12 protein-coding genes are annotated in these 15,413 nt (G+C 41.2%); all 12 read left to right on the top strand.

Annotation, left to right across the window (positions count from 1 at the left end):
- The coding region (locus T541_RS21655; RefSeq protein ID WP_026652685.1) for a hypothetical protein at positions 1–222 on the top strand (222 nt) is incomplete at its 5' end.
- 854 nt (positions 223–1,076) lie between these two features.
- On the top strand, positions 1,077–1,943 hold the full coding sequence (locus T541_RS0110400) for a hypothetical protein (protein ID WP_026652684.1): 867 nt from the start codon (positions 1,077–1,079) through the stop codon (positions 1,941–1,943).
- A 669-nt stretch (positions 1,944–2,612) separates the two neighbouring features.
- Positions 2,613–3,863 carry a hypothetical protein gene (locus tag T541_RS0110395; protein ID WP_034466752.1) on the top strand — a complete coding sequence of 417 codons (1,251 nt, stop codon included), beginning with the start codon at positions 2,613–2,615 and terminating at the stop codon, positions 3,861–3,863.
- A gap of 1,671 nt (positions 3,864–5,534) precedes the next feature.
- Entirely contained in the window at positions 5,535–5,897 is a 363-nt protein-coding gene (locus T541_RS21390) for a hypothetical protein (protein ID WP_207640291.1), read from the top strand.
- Positions 5,898–6,523: 626 nt separating this feature from the next.
- Positions 6,524–6,964 carry a hypothetical protein gene (locus tag T541_RS0110375; RefSeq protein WP_026652681.1) on the top strand — a complete coding sequence of 147 codons (441 nt, stop codon included), beginning with the start codon at positions 6,524–6,526 and terminating at the stop codon, positions 6,962–6,964.
- A gap of 336 nt (positions 6,965–7,300) precedes the next feature.
- Entirely contained in the window at positions 7,301–8,170 is an 870-nt protein-coding gene (locus T541_RS0110370) for a hypothetical protein (protein WP_026652680.1), read from the top strand.
- Positions 8,171–8,201: 31 nt separating this feature from the next.
- Positions 8,202–8,552 carry a hypothetical protein gene (locus T541_RS0110365; RefSeq protein WP_026652679.1) on the top strand — a complete coding sequence of 117 codons (351 nt, stop codon included), beginning with the start codon at positions 8,202–8,204 and terminating at the stop codon, positions 8,550–8,552.
- Positions 8,553–9,610: 1,058 nt separating this feature from the next.
- Complete coding sequence (locus T541_RS0110355; protein WP_155839495.1) at positions 9,611–10,231, top strand: hypothetical protein; 621 nt, start codon at positions 9,611–9,613, stop codon at positions 10,229–10,231.
- Between the two features lie 1,403 nt (positions 10,232–11,634).
- The gene (locus tag T541_RS0110350; RefSeq protein ID WP_034466742.1) at positions 11,635–11,847 is read left to right on the top strand and encodes a helix-turn-helix domain-containing protein; all 213 of its coding nucleotides are present in this window, start codon (positions 11,635–11,637) and stop codon (positions 11,845–11,847) included.
- A complete protein-coding gene (locus T541_RS0110345) occupies positions 11,828–12,427 on the top strand; it encodes a CPBP family intramembrane glutamic endopeptidase (protein WP_026652675.1) in 600 nt (199 codons plus the stop codon). The genes T541_RS0110350 and T541_RS0110345 overlap by 20 nt, the downstream gene beginning before the upstream one ends.
- Before the next feature lie 208 nt (positions 12,428–12,635).
- A complete protein-coding gene (gene iolD / locus T541_RS0110340) occupies positions 12,636–14,567 on the top strand; it encodes a 3D-(3,5/4)-trihydroxycyclohexane-1,2-dione acylhydrolase (decyclizing) (RefSeq protein ID WP_026652674.1) in 1,932 nt (643 codons plus the stop codon).
- Between the two features lie 62 nt (positions 14,568–14,629).
- Complete coding sequence (locus T541_RS0110335; protein WP_026652673.1) at positions 14,630–15,412, top strand: 5-deoxy-glucuronate isomerase; 783 nt, start codon at positions 14,630–14,632, stop codon at positions 15,410–15,412.
- The last annotated feature ends 1 nt before the right edge of the window (position 15,413 follow it).

Below are 15,413 nucleotides of genomic sequence, written 5' to 3'. Positions count from 1 at the left end.
CTTAACGACACACTTACAAGACTTAGAGGAACAGTAGATGACATCTCAGCTATCACATACGGTACAGCATCTGAGACACTTACATCAACATACTACCAGCTTGATAACGATCTTAAGACATACGTTACAGAGCTTGAGACTCTTTCAAAGAACGTAATGACATCATCAAACAATCTCGAGTCTATCGACGAGGCAGCTTCATCAGGACTTTCTTACAACTGATGAGTTTCTTTTCTTTGGCGTGTTTGCTGGGTTATGAGTATTATGAGTTAGGGAGGAGAGTACTTGTCTCACGATGACTTAGAAGCAGGTAGTTGCTCGGTTCGCGGTGATCTCTGTGGATATGAAGGCGTACTTGGTGATCTTGGAGCTGCTTGAAATGGTTTTTGTGACACTATTAATTCCCTTGGGGAGCGTTTCTGGAGTCCTATAGTTTCTTCTTTTGGTGTGGTATCGGGTTGTCGGTGGAGGGGGTTAAGCTTTGACGGGTGGGAGTGAGAGTTTTGCGGTTTGGGTTCCTTTCTTTCTTTCTTCAGGGGTGGGCCGTTATGGCTTCTTGGTCGGTTCGCTTATGGGCTTGGTGTCGTTGGGTATATGTTTTCTTGGTTTTATGATGGTTTAGTTGCTTTATGATATCTCATTAGTTCCTGAAGCTCTTGCTGCTGGGCCGTGTGAAGATGCCGAATTTTGGGGCTGTTGTGGTGGTGGATCCTCGTGTCTGGCCGTCGTTTGTTTATAAGATCTATGATTCCGTGGTGTCTTTCCTTTTATTTAGTGACTATGTATCGCCGGATGTGGATTGTCTTTTGGATGTTGTTGTTGCTGTTTTTCATGTTGCTTTTGACTCACCCATCGACAGCCTATGTGGTCTTCGGGGTTGCAGTGGATCTGTAGTTCGATTTATGGGTCTTCTCCGGGCTAGTTGTGATGATCAGTTAGATTAGTATAAGAGTGGTCAGCTTCATTCCGCTGTAGGTGGTTCCAGCTGTTCAGTTTGTTTTTTGTTCGGTTTTTCTTTATTCTCCTTATTCTGGTCTTGTGGTAGTGGATTTTTTTCTTTCCATTGAGAGTGAGTCTTGACGTTTGGCGAGTCTCTTGGAGAAGATTTATGCAGTGTTCTTCGGGGTTCATGGCGTGTATTCACTGGCGGTTGTGGGCGTTTGCGGCAGTTACGGTTGCTGGTGTACTTTTGTGGTTGCTTTGCTCATGTTCATTTTTTTATTGAAGAATTTGCGTCGTTTGGGACGGCTCTTTTTCGGTTTGTAATTGCTGTTTTTCATGTGGGTGTGTCATCGGGTGGTTCCACGAGCTTTTTTCATGTTACTTTGTCTGGTGTGGCTGTATTTACTGTACGTTTTGTTCTGGTCTTTATGGGTTGGCTGCAGGTTTTTAGGTTTTTGTTATTTGTTGCTCTTCTTGGGGACTTTTGGGAGGATGTTGTAGGTGTTTTTTCTGCGATTGTTAGTTCCTGTCTGTTTGAGAGGGTATTTATTGATTTTGGTGCTTCTACGGGATGTTTTCAGGATGCTGGCTTTCCTATGAAGTCTTTCTTCTCTGTTGCTTCGTTTATAGTTTTGATGTGCGCTGTCCTGCTTTTGTTGAGAGTTGGTGGTTCGGTTCGATCATTTGGGCTTGTAGCGCTTGCTGCCTTTGTTTCAGATGGGATGGAGGTGTTTTTTCGGCCGCTTGTGGTGCCTTTTCTTGCTTTTTTTGATGCTGTTCTTTCTTGCTTTTTAGGTGCTTTGTTTGTCCGGCTTCTTGGTCATCTTAATCGGCTTTTTAGGCTTTTGTTTGTTTGGCTTGTGGGTGGGGGTTTTTTTCGAGGTTTGTATGGTGATTTTTTTAGTTCTTTGGTGTTTGCAGCGGTGGGTTTTTCGGAAGTTTGTTCGTGGTTTTTTGCGCCGTTCTTTTTGTTTGTCTTGGGCATGTCTACGCTGTTCTAGGTGTCGTTTTTTTTTCCTTTACATGTTATTACGGGTCCTTTTATCAGGTTTAATGGTGATCTTTAGATTGTCTGATGAGCTGTGATTTGCGCTAGACGCTTCTTTAGTGCATGGTGTGCTTTTGTTTGTGTTTTTGGGGGCTTTTTGCTACTTGCCTGTTCATTGCGTCTGGCCCTGTCAGCTTGTGCGACGGTCACTGTTTTTTTGGTCGGTGGGATCTTAGGGTGCTTGGAGGATTTCCTCTTTGTTTCAGAGGTTTTTTTTCTTGCCATTCATGGAGAAGCGGGATTCTTTGGATGGGATGGTGCTGTGTTTTTGCTTTCTTTTTATGTCAAGACATGTATGGATTTCTCTGGTTTTGTCTCTTTTACGTCATATGGCTGTTCTTTTGTTTGGCTTACATCCATTGGGTAGGAGTTTGTCTTGAGGTTCATTGTTGGGAAGGTATTCTTTGGGGTTCTTCGTCTGGCTGTGTGATCTCAAGGGGTGAGTGCTCTTGTTTTTTGTTTGACTTTGTTGGGTTTTTTTTTTTCTGTGGCGGCCCTTATGGTGAGCGTGGTTTGTTCTACTTTTGCGTTTTCCACGTTTCAGTGTAGACTTACGTTGCTGATGTGACCTTATGTGGGTCTACGAGCTTTCTCGTTTTGCGAGTTTGGATTTATCCAGGGGATGGTCCGTGTCTTTGGTTTCGTTGGCGTTGTGATTGCATCTTTTTCTAGATCGCGGATCATGCTTGAGGCGCTTGCGTTTGTTGGTGTGATGTTGTTCATGTCTGATGGGGTTCTACGTGTTACTTCCTTGCTTGAGTTGCATGTCTGTACGGTTGAGTATGTTTCTGCTGCTATTGGGCGCCGTGTCTTATCACGATTTTCTGGGGTGGTTATGGCGTTGTTGTTCTTGTATATTGATAGGGTTCTCAGGGCTTTTTCTCCTGCTAGGTTTTGCTATACGGTGGGGTGTTGTTTTGTTAGTATGGGGCTTCTTACTGGATTACTTGTGCCAGAGGGCCTCCTTGCTTTCTGTTTCTGTGCCTTTGTTGTGAGTTTGTCATCCATGTTGGATTCTGATGTGTTGGTTTCAGACTTGGTCTGTTGTCTTTGGGTGAGTCTGTGTTGTGTGGTCTATCCAATGGGTGTAGTGATGATGTACTCTTTTCAGGTTGTTACGTCTTTGTGTATCCGTGCTGCTGCGACTACTAGAACCTGTATTCCATTTTATGTGACTGGGACTGTTTTTTTTCTTGTTACTTTTAGTGTAGTAGCTGCAGGGTTGTCAGCTGCTTCTGTCGGTCGGGTTTTCGTTAGAGCGTCCGCTGTGGTTCATAGGGTCACTTGTGTTCTTGGAGTTGTTGATAATGTCATTAGTGTTATTGTTGCTGCGGGCTTTGTGGCATTTTTTGCGTCCTCAGCTCTTGGTAAGGTATCTTGCTTCACTACTCCTGCTTTGATTGAAGACTTGTTGGTATATGATGCGGTTTTGGTACCATCGCTTTTTATAGCTGCGGCGGTTATGGCTACATGGCTTTATTACCATCTGTTTGGGGAAGGAGAACGAGTTATTCTTCCTATTCTTTTGGTGGTGTATTATGGTTATTATCTCTTGGGGGTGGCGTCACGAGTTATTGCTCCGGTTGGTATGGTTTCTTTGTATCAGTATGATACGGCCTTGGATCTGTTTTCTTTTTTACCTACAGTAGGGTGGGTGTTTTTACTTGTTCTATTTGCGTCTTTTGCATATGGTGGACGTGGTAGTTTAACGGGATTGGTTGGTGGGGATGGTTTTCCTATGTCGTTGGCATATGATGGCGATTGTTCTGTAATTCGATTTGTCGGTCCTCATGGCGTATTCTTGCTTATGGTTTTTGGTTCAGCTATTAGTCTTATTTTCTTGGTGGCTGCGTTTGGGTGGCAGATCCTGTAGGCATATTTTCAAAGTGGTCGTATTACAAGATTGGTTGTTTCGTATGTTGTGGTGACGTAGTATTCTTTCACTAAGATTAGCTTTGAGTTGTATCTTTATCCAGCAGGTGTTCTTGCGCTGCCTGTATGTGGTTACGGTTTTGGTCAGTGGGTGAGGGTTTTGTAGGAACGTACGGGTGCTGGCTTCGTGACAACTTTATCTTCCAGACGGGTTGTCTTGGTGGTGAGACTATTTGCTTCTGCGGGTGGGTTAGTAGCCTTTTCCTGTCATTCGCTTGGTCAGGTTGTGGAGCTTCCTGTTCATTTGATGATAACGGGAACCTTTTGTCCAGCTCCGGTCCATCTTGCGTTTTTACTTGGTTTTTTTGTGATTATGACCTGGTTTTTATGTTTTGCCATTGATGGTCTTCCGCCGATGGCGTTGAGTTAAGGGTTATTGTGTACTCCTGGGCTTATCTTGGCTTATTGGCTTCTTGGGTCGGGAGAGTTTGTTTTTGTCTTAGCTGCGATTGGTACTAGGGTTGTATATTAGTTTGGCCTATTGGGTCCTATGGCGGCTTTTTTGGATCGTGTTGTTACTCGATGGGAGTATTAGCTGGATAGTAAGGTTGCTGCGCTGTGCGTTTTTTCGTTTGCTGGGGGACGGGTAAGCTTTGTTTCTTATTTTCTGGTCTTTTTGGCGGGACTAGATGTCTCTCTAGGGATTTTTATGTTCTTTGGAGGTTTTATGGGTTTGGTTGCCTTTGTGACTTCTTTTAGTGGTCGGCTGGTGTGTTATGGGTACGTGCCTTCTTTGAATTTGAGTGCTGTAGTATCTGTGGCTGGTCAGATAGTTGTGTTTTCGTATTTTGTTTTTTTAATTCTTTTGCTTGTTTTTGATCTATTGGCTGATGTGCTCATTCGGTATTCATATGATTTCGTTTTCCGCCTGTTGGTAGGACTGTTTCCTTACGGGTCTACGCCTATGATGTTTTATTCTCGTTGCTGAGTTTTTCAGTTTCTTTTGGTTATGGGTATTTTTGTAATTATTGCTTCTTGTGTTTATTGTTCTGTTGGTGGTTCCGTTATGGCAGCTATAGTATGTACACGAGGGATTCTTGTTGTTGTATCTGGTTCATTTCGTTCTGCATCTGCTGGGCTTTGCGGTCTTGCTACGGTTCTCTTAACCTGTTTCCTCAGGTCGGAGTTTACGTTTGTTTCTTTCGGTTCGAGTCCGGCTCTGTCTGTAGCTGTTGTAAAGTCATCTTTTGAGTTGGATGGCCTGTTGGGTCTTATTATGTCTCTTGTTATGGGTTGTTCGCCCTCTTCTATTCGTACGGTCTGTTCCTTGGGTACGAGTGGGACTCCTGTGGTCCTTTCTTCTGGTTCTCTGATCTTGACGCCGTTTCAGTCTGTTTTTATTGGTACTATGACTCATGCGCCAGATTTTTAAAGGGGTGCTTTTTTATTTGTATACCATGTTCTTGTGTTTAGTGTTGGGTCTGTTTGTTCAGGAGACTCTTTAGTATCTTTAGGTGAGGTTTCCTTGGTTGGTTTTAATCTTCTTGTAAGCAGAGTGGCTGGTGGACATGTATGGTTTGTTTTTGATGATGCCTTGGTAAGGTTGGGTGTATGTGTTCTTAGCTCTTCTTCTCTTTAGGTTGTGTTTGGGGGTTCTCTGTATCTTGCGGGTTTGGATGGTCTTTTAGTTGTTGTTTCTTCTTATGCTGACTTTGTTAGACTGGTCGCTCCGTATGCAGGTTCTCTTCGTATGATGTATTGGACTGGTTTTTCTCTACGTGCTTTCTGTCTTTCTTTGACTATCCTGCTGCCATTTGTTTTGTCTGTCTCTCAAGCAGGCGGGGGGTTGGTGCTGTTTTTTGCTCCTGTGAGTTCTTTCAGTGTGGATTTCTTGTTGTTTCTTTTAGGAGCTTTATTGTTGGTATATAATCCTCCTTCGGTGCCAGTTGCTTTTTATGAGTATTTTTTGTATACTCTGATTCTTTTTGTCGCTTGTCTTGTTACTATTCCTGTTACTGTTTTGGCCTGTGATTGAGCGGGTGCTGTTGCATCTGCGAAACATTGTAGCTTTCCTTTTTAGGGATTGGTTTCAAGATTCTTCTTTCTCCTTGTGTGTATGTTCGGATTTCTATGTTCAGATTTTACGAGTCATTCGTCTGCTTGTGCAACGTTTGTATCGGCTTTTTTTGTTTTCTTGGTTATTTTGTTAGTTGTTTGTTGGTTTTGGTCTCAGATGGTGTCTGATGTTGCGTTTTTTCTTGTGTTGTGTTCTGTAGCGGCGTTGGTGTAAATTCCGGCATGGATTAGTGCTTTTTTGCTATCTTGATCTTTTCGTTTCCCTTCTCATGTTTCTGTTAATGGGGGTGTGGTCTCTATTTTTTTCGGGTATGAAGTTTTGATTGTGGCACTTGTTGATTCCCATGAGGTTCTACGTTGAGATTTTTTGTTTTTCGATTTTGTTGTTTCTGGCACTATCGGTCCTGCTTCTATGGTCCTTCTGGTTGTGTTTGTAGAAATGTTTTGTGTCGGGAGTATGGTGATATGTTTTGTTGTGCCGTTGTGGGATTCTTCTCATCTGTGTTTTGTTTTCTATGTTGTTGGACTTATGTTTGTCGTTCGTGTTGGTGTTTTGCTATTGGGTGTAGTGGTTTTGGATGTGGTGTGTTTGGTGTTGTTTCTTGTTTGTTTGTTGGTGTGTTTGTTGTTTTGTTCATATTTGTTGTTTATGACCTTTGTGTGTTTGTTCTTGCTATTTGTTGGGTTTCTAGAGTAGTTTTTTTATTGGAAGGTTTGGTGGCTTTTTATTTTTCTTTTGATCCTTTGTGGTCTGCTCAGTTTTTTGCTGTTATTTTGGACTCTTCATCTGTGGAGGTTTTTGTTCTTTTTGTTTTTTTTTTTTTTGTTTTTGGTGATGCTAATTTTCTTATGTTGTTATTTTCTTATTGTTTTGATGTTGTTGGTCTTGTTTTTTTGAGGTCTGGTCCTGGAGAGGGTAGTTTTTTTTTTTCTACAGTTGGTGGAATATGGCCGTTTTCACGAGTATTTTTTGGTGCGTTTTTTTCGGGGTTTTTGATTTTTGTTATGGTTTGTTTTATTTTTTGAGGGTTGGTGTTGATTGGTTGTTTTGTTTTTTAGTGTGGTTCGTGATGTTTTTTCGTGATGGTTGTTTGTGGGGTGCGTTCATGCGGGTCTCATTTGATGGTCTGGGGTTTTGGTTCCGAACTGTCGGTTGTGATTTTTTTTGTTTATGATTATGCCTTTGTTTGTCATCATGGATTTTTTGTTGCTTTATGATATGGTTTTGTTTTTTTTCTTTTTTTTTCTGTTTGTTGCGTATTTGTTAGTATTAGTTATGTATTTCTTGTTCCTGTGAGGGGTCAGGTTTTTTTCGGTGAGTCGTTTTTTGATTTTAGTTTGATATTGGTAGGTGTGTGTGGTGTGCTTTTTTCTGCTTCGCAACTGATTAGTTTTGTGTCTTTTATGGAAGTGCTGTATGACTTGTGGGTGTTTCTAGTGTTCGTGGTTCTTTTTGCTTCCGTTGTTGCCATTAATGGCGTGTTTGGTGGGTGTGTTATGTTTTTTTCTTTATTTTTTGAATTGTTTGTTGGCTTTATAATGGGTGGGATTGGCGTTCTTGGTGATTGTATGCGATGTTTTGGTGGGATTTCTATTTGCTTCTGGATTCGTGGTGCCATTAGTGTTGGATTTGCTTGTTTGTTTTTTTATACACTTGGAAGTTTCGTTGATGTTGTACTGTCAGTCGGGTTTCTTGTAGCGCTGTCTTCGTTGTTTGGGTATAGTTATGGGTGTGTTGTTATTCTGTTGGATTTGTTTTTTTTTTTTTCGGTTTTTTATGCTTTTTTGATAGATTGTGTAGGCGGAGTTATGTTGTTACTGATTACCTGTTTTGGTTTCAATTGTGATAGTTTTGGTCTTTTCTTGAATCTGGGTTTTTTTTTTGGTGCTGTTGTCGTCTTGTGTTTTTCTTATGTGTGTGTTTCTATTTCTGTTTTGTCCTTCTTTGCTGTTTTTTTTCGTATGCTGTTTTTTGGGGGTGGGAAGTTAGAGTTTCATTGTTGTTTCTATGAAGATTTTGTATTAGCTATCGGATTGTTTTGTTTTATGTTTTTTTTTGTTCTTTATGGTTCTTCCTTTACTGATGTCCGTGAGCTCTGGGCTTTAAGTTTGCCCGTGACTGGTGATTCTTATGATGGACCCTCAGTCAGGTATCTTCTTTTTAAGCTTGATTTCTCTATCTTTTGTTTGACTCGTTTGTTTGTGGTTGCTTTTTTTGTATTTGTATTTTGACTTCTATTAGTGTTTAATAGCTTATGGCGGTATGGTTGTTAGTCATGAAGGCTCTTGGGTTATTGCTTTTGTTGTTTACGTGGTTGCTTCTCTTTTTTGGGTTGTTTTGTTTTTCTATCGTTTTCAGGTGGTTGGTCCGTTTTCTTTAGGAACTGTTTTTTTTTTATATATTGGTTGCGAGTTTTTTTTTGAGTTTGAAGTTTGTTCCGGTGGGGTTGCTGTTGAAGTTGTATTTTATGATTTTTTGGCTTTTCTATTTCTGTATTTTTTTCTTTATTGTGGTGGTATTGTTGTATATCCTGCTGCGGTAGCTTTGGGTATCTTGTGTGGATCGGACTGCTTTGGGTTTGTTGGTTTCTATTATGTTGATGGTAGTATTTAGGTTTCTGTTCGTGTGTATGTTTGTTTTTATTTGAGGGATGTTGTTTTGGTTTTCCCGCTATTTTCTTTGGGGTTTCGTTTTTGATTATGTTGTCTTTCTTGCGTTGGGTTTGAATGCGTTTGCTCTGGATCTTTATGCTTTTCCGGTGGATTTTCTTTTTCTCTGTTGTATATGGTTGGATTCTCCTTTTCTGTTGGTTTTTTCCGTGTTTTTCCCTTGTTTATTGATTGATAGATTTACTTTTTTTCTGGGGTGTTTTTTTTGCGTTTTTTGTGTCGTGTTCCTTTTTGTGAATGATCTGCTTTCTTCAGAGTTTTGCGTGTGTGGTATGTATTTCTGTTTCAACGTTGTTGTTTTTTGTTGTATTACATTTGTTCTTGTGGGGGTTGTTTTTGTGTCTGATGGGCTGTGGTTGTGTTTTATGATCAATTTCCGGTCATTAATGCTGTTTGTTAGGTGGTATTTGTTTGAGGCCTTTTTTTGGTTTTTCCTTTTGTTGCTTGCGGATTGTCATTTTGTTGTTTTGGCGATTGGCTATGGGGCTATATGATTATAAGGGGTGGGTGTGTCTTTGGACCAGCTTTTTTTTTTTTGTTGTCTTTCTTTTATTTTTCTTCTAGGGTTATGTTTTGATTATGAGTTTGTTCATATTGCACCGGTTTATTGTTTTTTTAGTAGTGGAGAGAAGATTTTTTTTTTTGGCCTTTGGCACTTTTCTTTTCGCATTATGTATTTGGTTTCTTTTTTTGATGGGGTATGTGGTGGGGAGGTTGTTCTTTTTTGCTGTCTGTGTTGTGGTTTTCTCTCTGGAATAGTGGTTTTTTTAATTTGTAGGAATGCTGTTTGCGGCGGGTACATCGTTTTTGTTTTTTTCATCTCTTTATTTGTTTGAGTCTTGTGTTGGGTTTTAGTGGTTTTTCCTATGTTTTTTATGGATCGTAGTAAAAGTGTTGGTTGTTTCTCTGGAGGGCCTGGATGGTTTGATTGTGGTGTGTTGTGTCTTGGGTTTTCTGAGTTGTTATGTCGAATGCTTTCTTCTATTTTGGGGTGGTGATTTCGTGTATATCGTTCTAGTTGCTGTAATTATAGTTGTTGGCTGTAGTTTTTTTGTTCTTTTAGGATTTTTTTCTTTTGCTTGCTTTAATGATGAATCTGGGGTTGTGTTTGGTTATGTTGATTTTTATTTCGGTGTCTTTGTCGTGGTTGATTTTGTCGCATGTATTAGTTTTACATTGGCGTTGGTTGCTAGGTTTACGAGTGTTGTTTGCGTGTGTGTGTTTGTACATTTTCCGGGGGAGTTTGTTTTTGGTCTTGTATGTGATTTGTCTGTTGTTTTCAATTGTGGCGTTGGTGGGGTTGTGACAGTCGCTTTTGTGGCTGTTGATATTGTTAGTGTTGGTAATATCATGTTCTATTCCGGGTCCTATTGCTGTGTCTTTAGTGGCGGCTGTTTGGTTGTAGAGTTTGCTATTGTTGAGTATGCTTTCTTTGATGGAGATGGAAATGTGATCTCGTATTCTTTTTTTTCTTGGCTTGGTATTTTGAGCTCTGGATCTTTTGTATTTTTGGTGGATGGTTCGTGTGTGGTTGTCAGTGGCTGGGTGGCGCTTGTTTTATGGTCATCGCTCCTGTATCTGTTCTGTTTTTCTTACCGTGGAGTTGCTGGTTCTCAGAATTGAGGGGGTTTTTGGGGATATTTGGGCATTGAGGGTGAATGTCTTATCTCATTCTAATGGTGTTCTTGTTATTGGTTTTGTCATTTCCCAGTTTTTTTTTGGATGGATGGTGGCTTCGGTATTTTCCGTTAGTATTTGTCCCTGCGTATGTGTGTCTGTGTATTAGTTATTTTCGTTTCTTTTGTTGTTGGTTATAGTGGCGTGAGTGTGTACTGTTTTTGTGTTTTGAGTTTTGGGAGCTGGTGTTCGGGCTTCTTCCAGCGTTTTTGCTCTTTTTGCTTGTGTGTGCTCTTCGGCGTTTAGTGATGTGTCCTTGTGTGGTTGTGATAGCTTTTATTATAGTTGCGTCTTTATAATGTAGTCTCTTTTTGGGGGTTTTTTTTTTTTGTTTTTGTTTCTTGTTTTTTGGGTTATTTGAGGCCCTATTGGTGGCCTTCTTTCTCGAGGGTCTGTTCCTTTTTGGAGTTTGCGTGGACTCGTTTTGAGGAATTCCCTTGGTTTTTTATCTCGTTTGGAGTATGTTGGTTTGCGCGGTCTGCGTGTAACCTGTGCGCCTGGGGCTGTTGTCGGTTATTTTCCGGCTTTTTGCCTGCATGTGTTACCAGGTCTTGGTGCGGTTTGCTTTTTATGTTCTAGGTGTTGGTCTTGTGATAGGTTGTTTTCGTGATAATGGGCAGTTCATCGGCTTTTTTGTCTTGGTTTATGTATGTTTAATGTTTTTCGCTTACGATTTTTTGGGCTTTTTGATTGCCGTTGTTATTATTTTTTTTTGTGTAAGCTTTAATGTCTTTGTGTTTCTCGTTTTGGGAGGGTTTGTTCGTGGAGGTTTTGGGATTCTGAAGGGTTCTCGTCGTGTTGTCCACGCTTCTGGCGCTTATTTTTTTGGTATGATTTGGTTTCGGGGGTTTCGTTGTTTTGTCAGTTCTTTTTCTTTTATGTTAGTTCGTCTAGGTTTGGTTTATAGGCTTTGGCATCTTTTGATTTTCTTTTTTTGTGTTTGCTGTTTCGGAGGTCTATTGCTTTTAGTTCGTTCTTGTGTTGGTTGGTCTTCTCTTGCCAGGGATCTTGGTTTCATTCTTTACTGTTGTTTTGTTTAGTAGCTTTAGTCTTTTTTTGAGTGTGGCGTGCATATGGTCATCGTTTTTTTTGTTATGCGTTGTTCTTGTTCAGGGTGTTGGTTGTGTTTTTGTTGGTCTTTGTCTTTGTTGGTTGTTTGCCTTTTTCGTTCTTGGTTTTCTCTGGTAGGGTGTTTCTTTGTCCATTGGGTTTGGCTGGTTTGTGTTCGTCCTTGTTCTTTTTTGCGTTTCGCTTTAGTTTTTCTACGGTTTTTCTCTTGGTTAAGATGTGTACGTTTTACTTTTTGGTGGTGCCTGACTGTGGGTTTGCTTTTTGTGGTACTTGATATCATGATGGCTAAGCGCCATATGTCTCTTAACGATCTTGCGGATAACGTAGGAATTTCCAATGTTAATCTCTCCAAGATTAAGAACAACAAAGTAAATGCAATCAGATTCTCAACTCTTGCAGGAATCTGTAATGCTCTTGAATGTGAACCTGGCGACATACTTAAGTACGATCCAAATGCAGAAGGTGACGACAATGACAACACTGACAATTAATCAATTTATTAACTCAATAATTCAGATCATACTATTCTCTATAATTCCATTTATCTGGTGGCTCATAACCGCCCGTAAAAAAGAAAACTTCTTCTCCTGGCTGGGACTTAAGCGCCCAGCCGGAGATAGGAAAGAACTATTACTCTTTATCATTGGCGGATTTGCAATATGCGAAATCGTTGGTATGGTGGTTTACAACGTGCTCCTTAAGACAGATTGGAACACCTCCACCTTTGCAGGAATGGGCGTAGCAGGACTTCCTTGCGCAATCTTCTATTCCTACTTGCAGACAGCTCTTTCTGAAGAGATTGTCTTTAGAGGTTTTATTCAAAAGAGATTACAATCAAAGCTTGGATTTAAGGCTGCCACAATTATTCAGGCCGCTTTATTTGGAGCCATTCATGTAGTTATGGCCCTCGGACAGATAAATGTAGCTCAGGGTTTAGCTCTTTTCCTCTATCCTATGCTTCCAGGCGTTGTTCTTGCATATATCAATGAAAAGAAAGCTGACGGATCAATTCTCCCAAGCTGGCTCATACATGGAACACTCAATCTGATAACACAGATAATACAGTTATAAAAAATGCAAACAGTATTAATGGCCAATAACAAAAAATGCAATCTTTTTGATGAGTAATAATAAAAACCGCGTAGATAATGCACTGAAATAAAAATAGAATGTATGGTATAGAGAACAATTGCGCTCTATATCGTACATTCTTTTTTGTTACCCAAATGTAGAATCAGAGCGCTGTTTAGGGGTATAGCAATTTAGATAGGAGAAGGTCATGGAGAAAACAATAAAACTTACAACAGCACAGGCGCTGGTTAAGTTTCTTGATCAGCAGTACGTTTCCTTCGATGGTAAGGAGACTAAGTTTGTAGAGGGAATATTTACAATCTTTGGACACGGAATAGCTGTGGGACTTGGGGAAGCCCTGGACAGCGACCCGGGAAAGTTAAAGGTTTTTCAGGGGAGAAACGAGCAGGGCATGTGCCATACAGCCATCGCCTTTGCTAAGCAGAACAACAGAAGAAAGATAATTGCCTGTTCATCAAGCGTAGGACCAGGAGCAGCAAATATGGTCACAGCCTGCGCAGATGCTACAGTTAACCACATTCCGCTTCTGGTATTTCCTGCAGATACATTTGCATCAAGACAGCCAGATCCTGTACTTCAGCAGCTGGAGATAGACTCTTCACTGGCAGTTACAACAAATGATGCATTTAAGCCGGTTTGCAAATACTGGGATCGCATCAACAGACCAGAGCAGCTGATGACAGCCATGATCAGTGCAATGAGAGTTCTGACAGATCCTGCGAATACAGGAGCTGTTTGTATTGCACTTCCTCAGGACATCGAGGGAGAGGCCTACGAGTATCCAGAGTATTTCTTTAAAAAGAGAGTTCATAGAATCGTAAGACAGGCAGCAGCTGAGGAGGAGATCCTTGATGTTGCTGAGAAGATAGCAAAGGCCAAGAGACCATTAGTGGTTGTTGGCGGCGGAGCTAAGTATTCAGAGGCCGGCGAGACAATTGAGACCTTCTGTAACAAGTTCCACATTCCATTTGGCGAGACCCAGTCAGGTAAGAGTGCATGTAAGTCCTCAGATCCTATGTGCCTTGGCGGAATTGGAGTTACAGGAACTCTTGCAGCCAACACAATTGCCAAGAAAGCAGATCTTATCATCGCCCTGGGCACAAGACTTTCAGATTTCACAACTGGTTCCAAGAGACAGTTCAAGGAAAATGTTCCAGTAGTATCTATCAACGTTAATCGCTTTGATGCCTACAAGATGGATGCAACCAAGGCTGTTGGTGACCTTAAGGTTACATTGGAAGCTCTTTCTAAAGTCCTTTCCAAGAGCAAGTATTCAACATCCTATAAGGATGAGATCAGAAATGCCAAAGACAAATGGAACAAGGAGATGGGTAAGCTGGCAGAGATCAAGTACACAGGCGATAAGTTCAAGCCAATGATCGAAGCAAGAGATCCTAGAACACTTCCTGAATTCCACAAGATGACTGGAGCAACTCTCACTCAGACCGCAGCAATTGCCGCTGTCAGAAGAGTCATCGATGAGAACGCCAACATCGTAACAGCTGGTGGATCACTTCCTAGTGACCTTCAGAGAATGTGGACTACTGATGAAAGAAATGGCTATCACGCTGAGTACGGCTATTCCTGCATGGGATATGAGGTTTCCGGAGCTCTCGGAGTTAAGATGGCTGAGCCTAAGAAGGAGGTTTATTCCTTCCTTGGTGATGGAAGCTTCCTTATGCTTCACAGCGAGATAGCTACAGCAATGCAGGAAAGAGCTAAGATCAACCTTTTAGTATTTGATAACTGCGGCTTTGGATGCATCAACAACCTGGAGATGACCCACGGAATCGGCTCCATTGCTACAGAGTTTAGATACAGAGATAAGAGTGGAAAGCTAAATGGCGATCTTATTCCAATCGATTACGCTATGATCGGTGCTGGCTACGGACTTAAGACCTACACGGTAAGAACTGTTGAAGAGCTTGAAGAGGCCCTTAAGGATTCCAAGAAACAGAAGGTTTCAACACTTATCGACCTTAAGGTTATGCCTAAGACCATGACAGATGGCTACGAGTCCTGGTGGGATGTAGGCCTTGCGGCTGTATCAACATCCAAGTCAGTAAGAAGTTGCAGAAAAGAAGTTGAAGAGGGAAGAAAAGAAGCCAGAAAGTATTGATGTTAACTGGTTAGATGAGAATTACCAGTTTGAAAAGAAATATATGTAGAGAGGGTAAGCAAATGGGAAAAGTTTTTGGATATCCAGAGTTTGACGAAAACGGTGAGAAGATCCTGACAACCTATGACAACGACTACAAAGATATGCTTATGGATATCAGAGTATTTAAGCTGACACAGGGACAGACCAAGGAATTTCTTAAGCCCACCGAGGAGATGGCAGTTCTTTTGCTAAAGGGAAAGCTTAAGTATAGCTGGAATGGTCAGGAAAAAGAGGTCTATAGAAAGGATGTCTTCACTGATGGGCTCTATGCACTTCATGTTTGCAAGAACACAAAGGTGGTAGTAACTGCTGACAGCGACGCAGAGATTCTGGTCCAGTGCACAGACAATGAAAAAGAGTTTGAGGCTAAGTTCTATGATCCTGAGAACACACCATGGATCTATTCCTGCAAGGATAAGTTTGGTGGAACAGCCAAGAGAAGAGTAAGCACAGCCTTCGACTATGAGACTGCGCCATATTCAAACATGGTTCTTGGCGAGGTGTTAAATGATCCAGGTAACTGGTCAGGCTACATTCCACACACTCATCCACAGCCAGAGACCTACTACTTCCTGTTCGACAGACCAGAGGGCTTTGGAGCAAGCTTTGTTGGAGATGAAGTGTTTAAGAGTGTGGACGGCAGCTTTTCAGCTATTCCGGGAGGCAAGGTTCATCCACAGTCCTGCGCACCAGGATTTCAGATGTACACTTGCTGGATGATCAGACATCTTCCAGGCAATCCATGGACCGACCGAATTGATGATGAGCGTTACACTTGGATGTATGATCATAAATTTAATTAAG

Source organism: Butyrivibrio proteoclasticus P6B7 (assembly GCF_000622085.1).
In the GTDB taxonomy this organism is placed as follows: domain Bacteria; phylum Bacillota; class Clostridia; order Lachnospirales; family Lachnospiraceae; genus Butyrivibrio; species Butyrivibrio proteoclasticus_A.
Note: the sequence above shows the minus strand (reverse complement) of the source record. Positions and strands in the feature narration are given on the sequence as shown.

Bases quoted from the DNA above. Each gene is read 5' to 3' on its own strand.
- T541_RS0110345 (WP_026652675.1), top strand. From the start codon at position 11,828: ATGACAACACTGACAATTAATCAATTTATTAACTCAATAATTCAGATC.
- T541_RS0110395 (WP_034466752.1), top strand. From the start codon at position 2,613: ATGGTCCGTGTCTTTGGTTTCGTTGGCGTTGTGATTGCATCTTTTTCT.
- T541_RS0110350 (WP_034466742.1), top strand. From the start codon at position 11,635: ATGATGGCTAAGCGCCATATGTCTCTTAACGATCTTGCGGATAACGTA.
- iolD (WP_026652674.1), top strand. From the start codon at position 12,636: ATGGAGAAAACAATAAAACTTACAACAGCACAGGCGCTGGTTAAGTTT.
- T541_RS0110365 (WP_026652679.1), top strand. From the start codon at position 8,202: ATGGTTGTTAGTCATGAAGGCTCTTGGGTTATTGCTTTTGTTGTTTAC.
- T541_RS0110335 (WP_026652673.1), top strand. From the start codon at position 14,630: ATGGGAAAAGTTTTTGGATATCCAGAGTTTGACGAAAACGGTGAGAAG.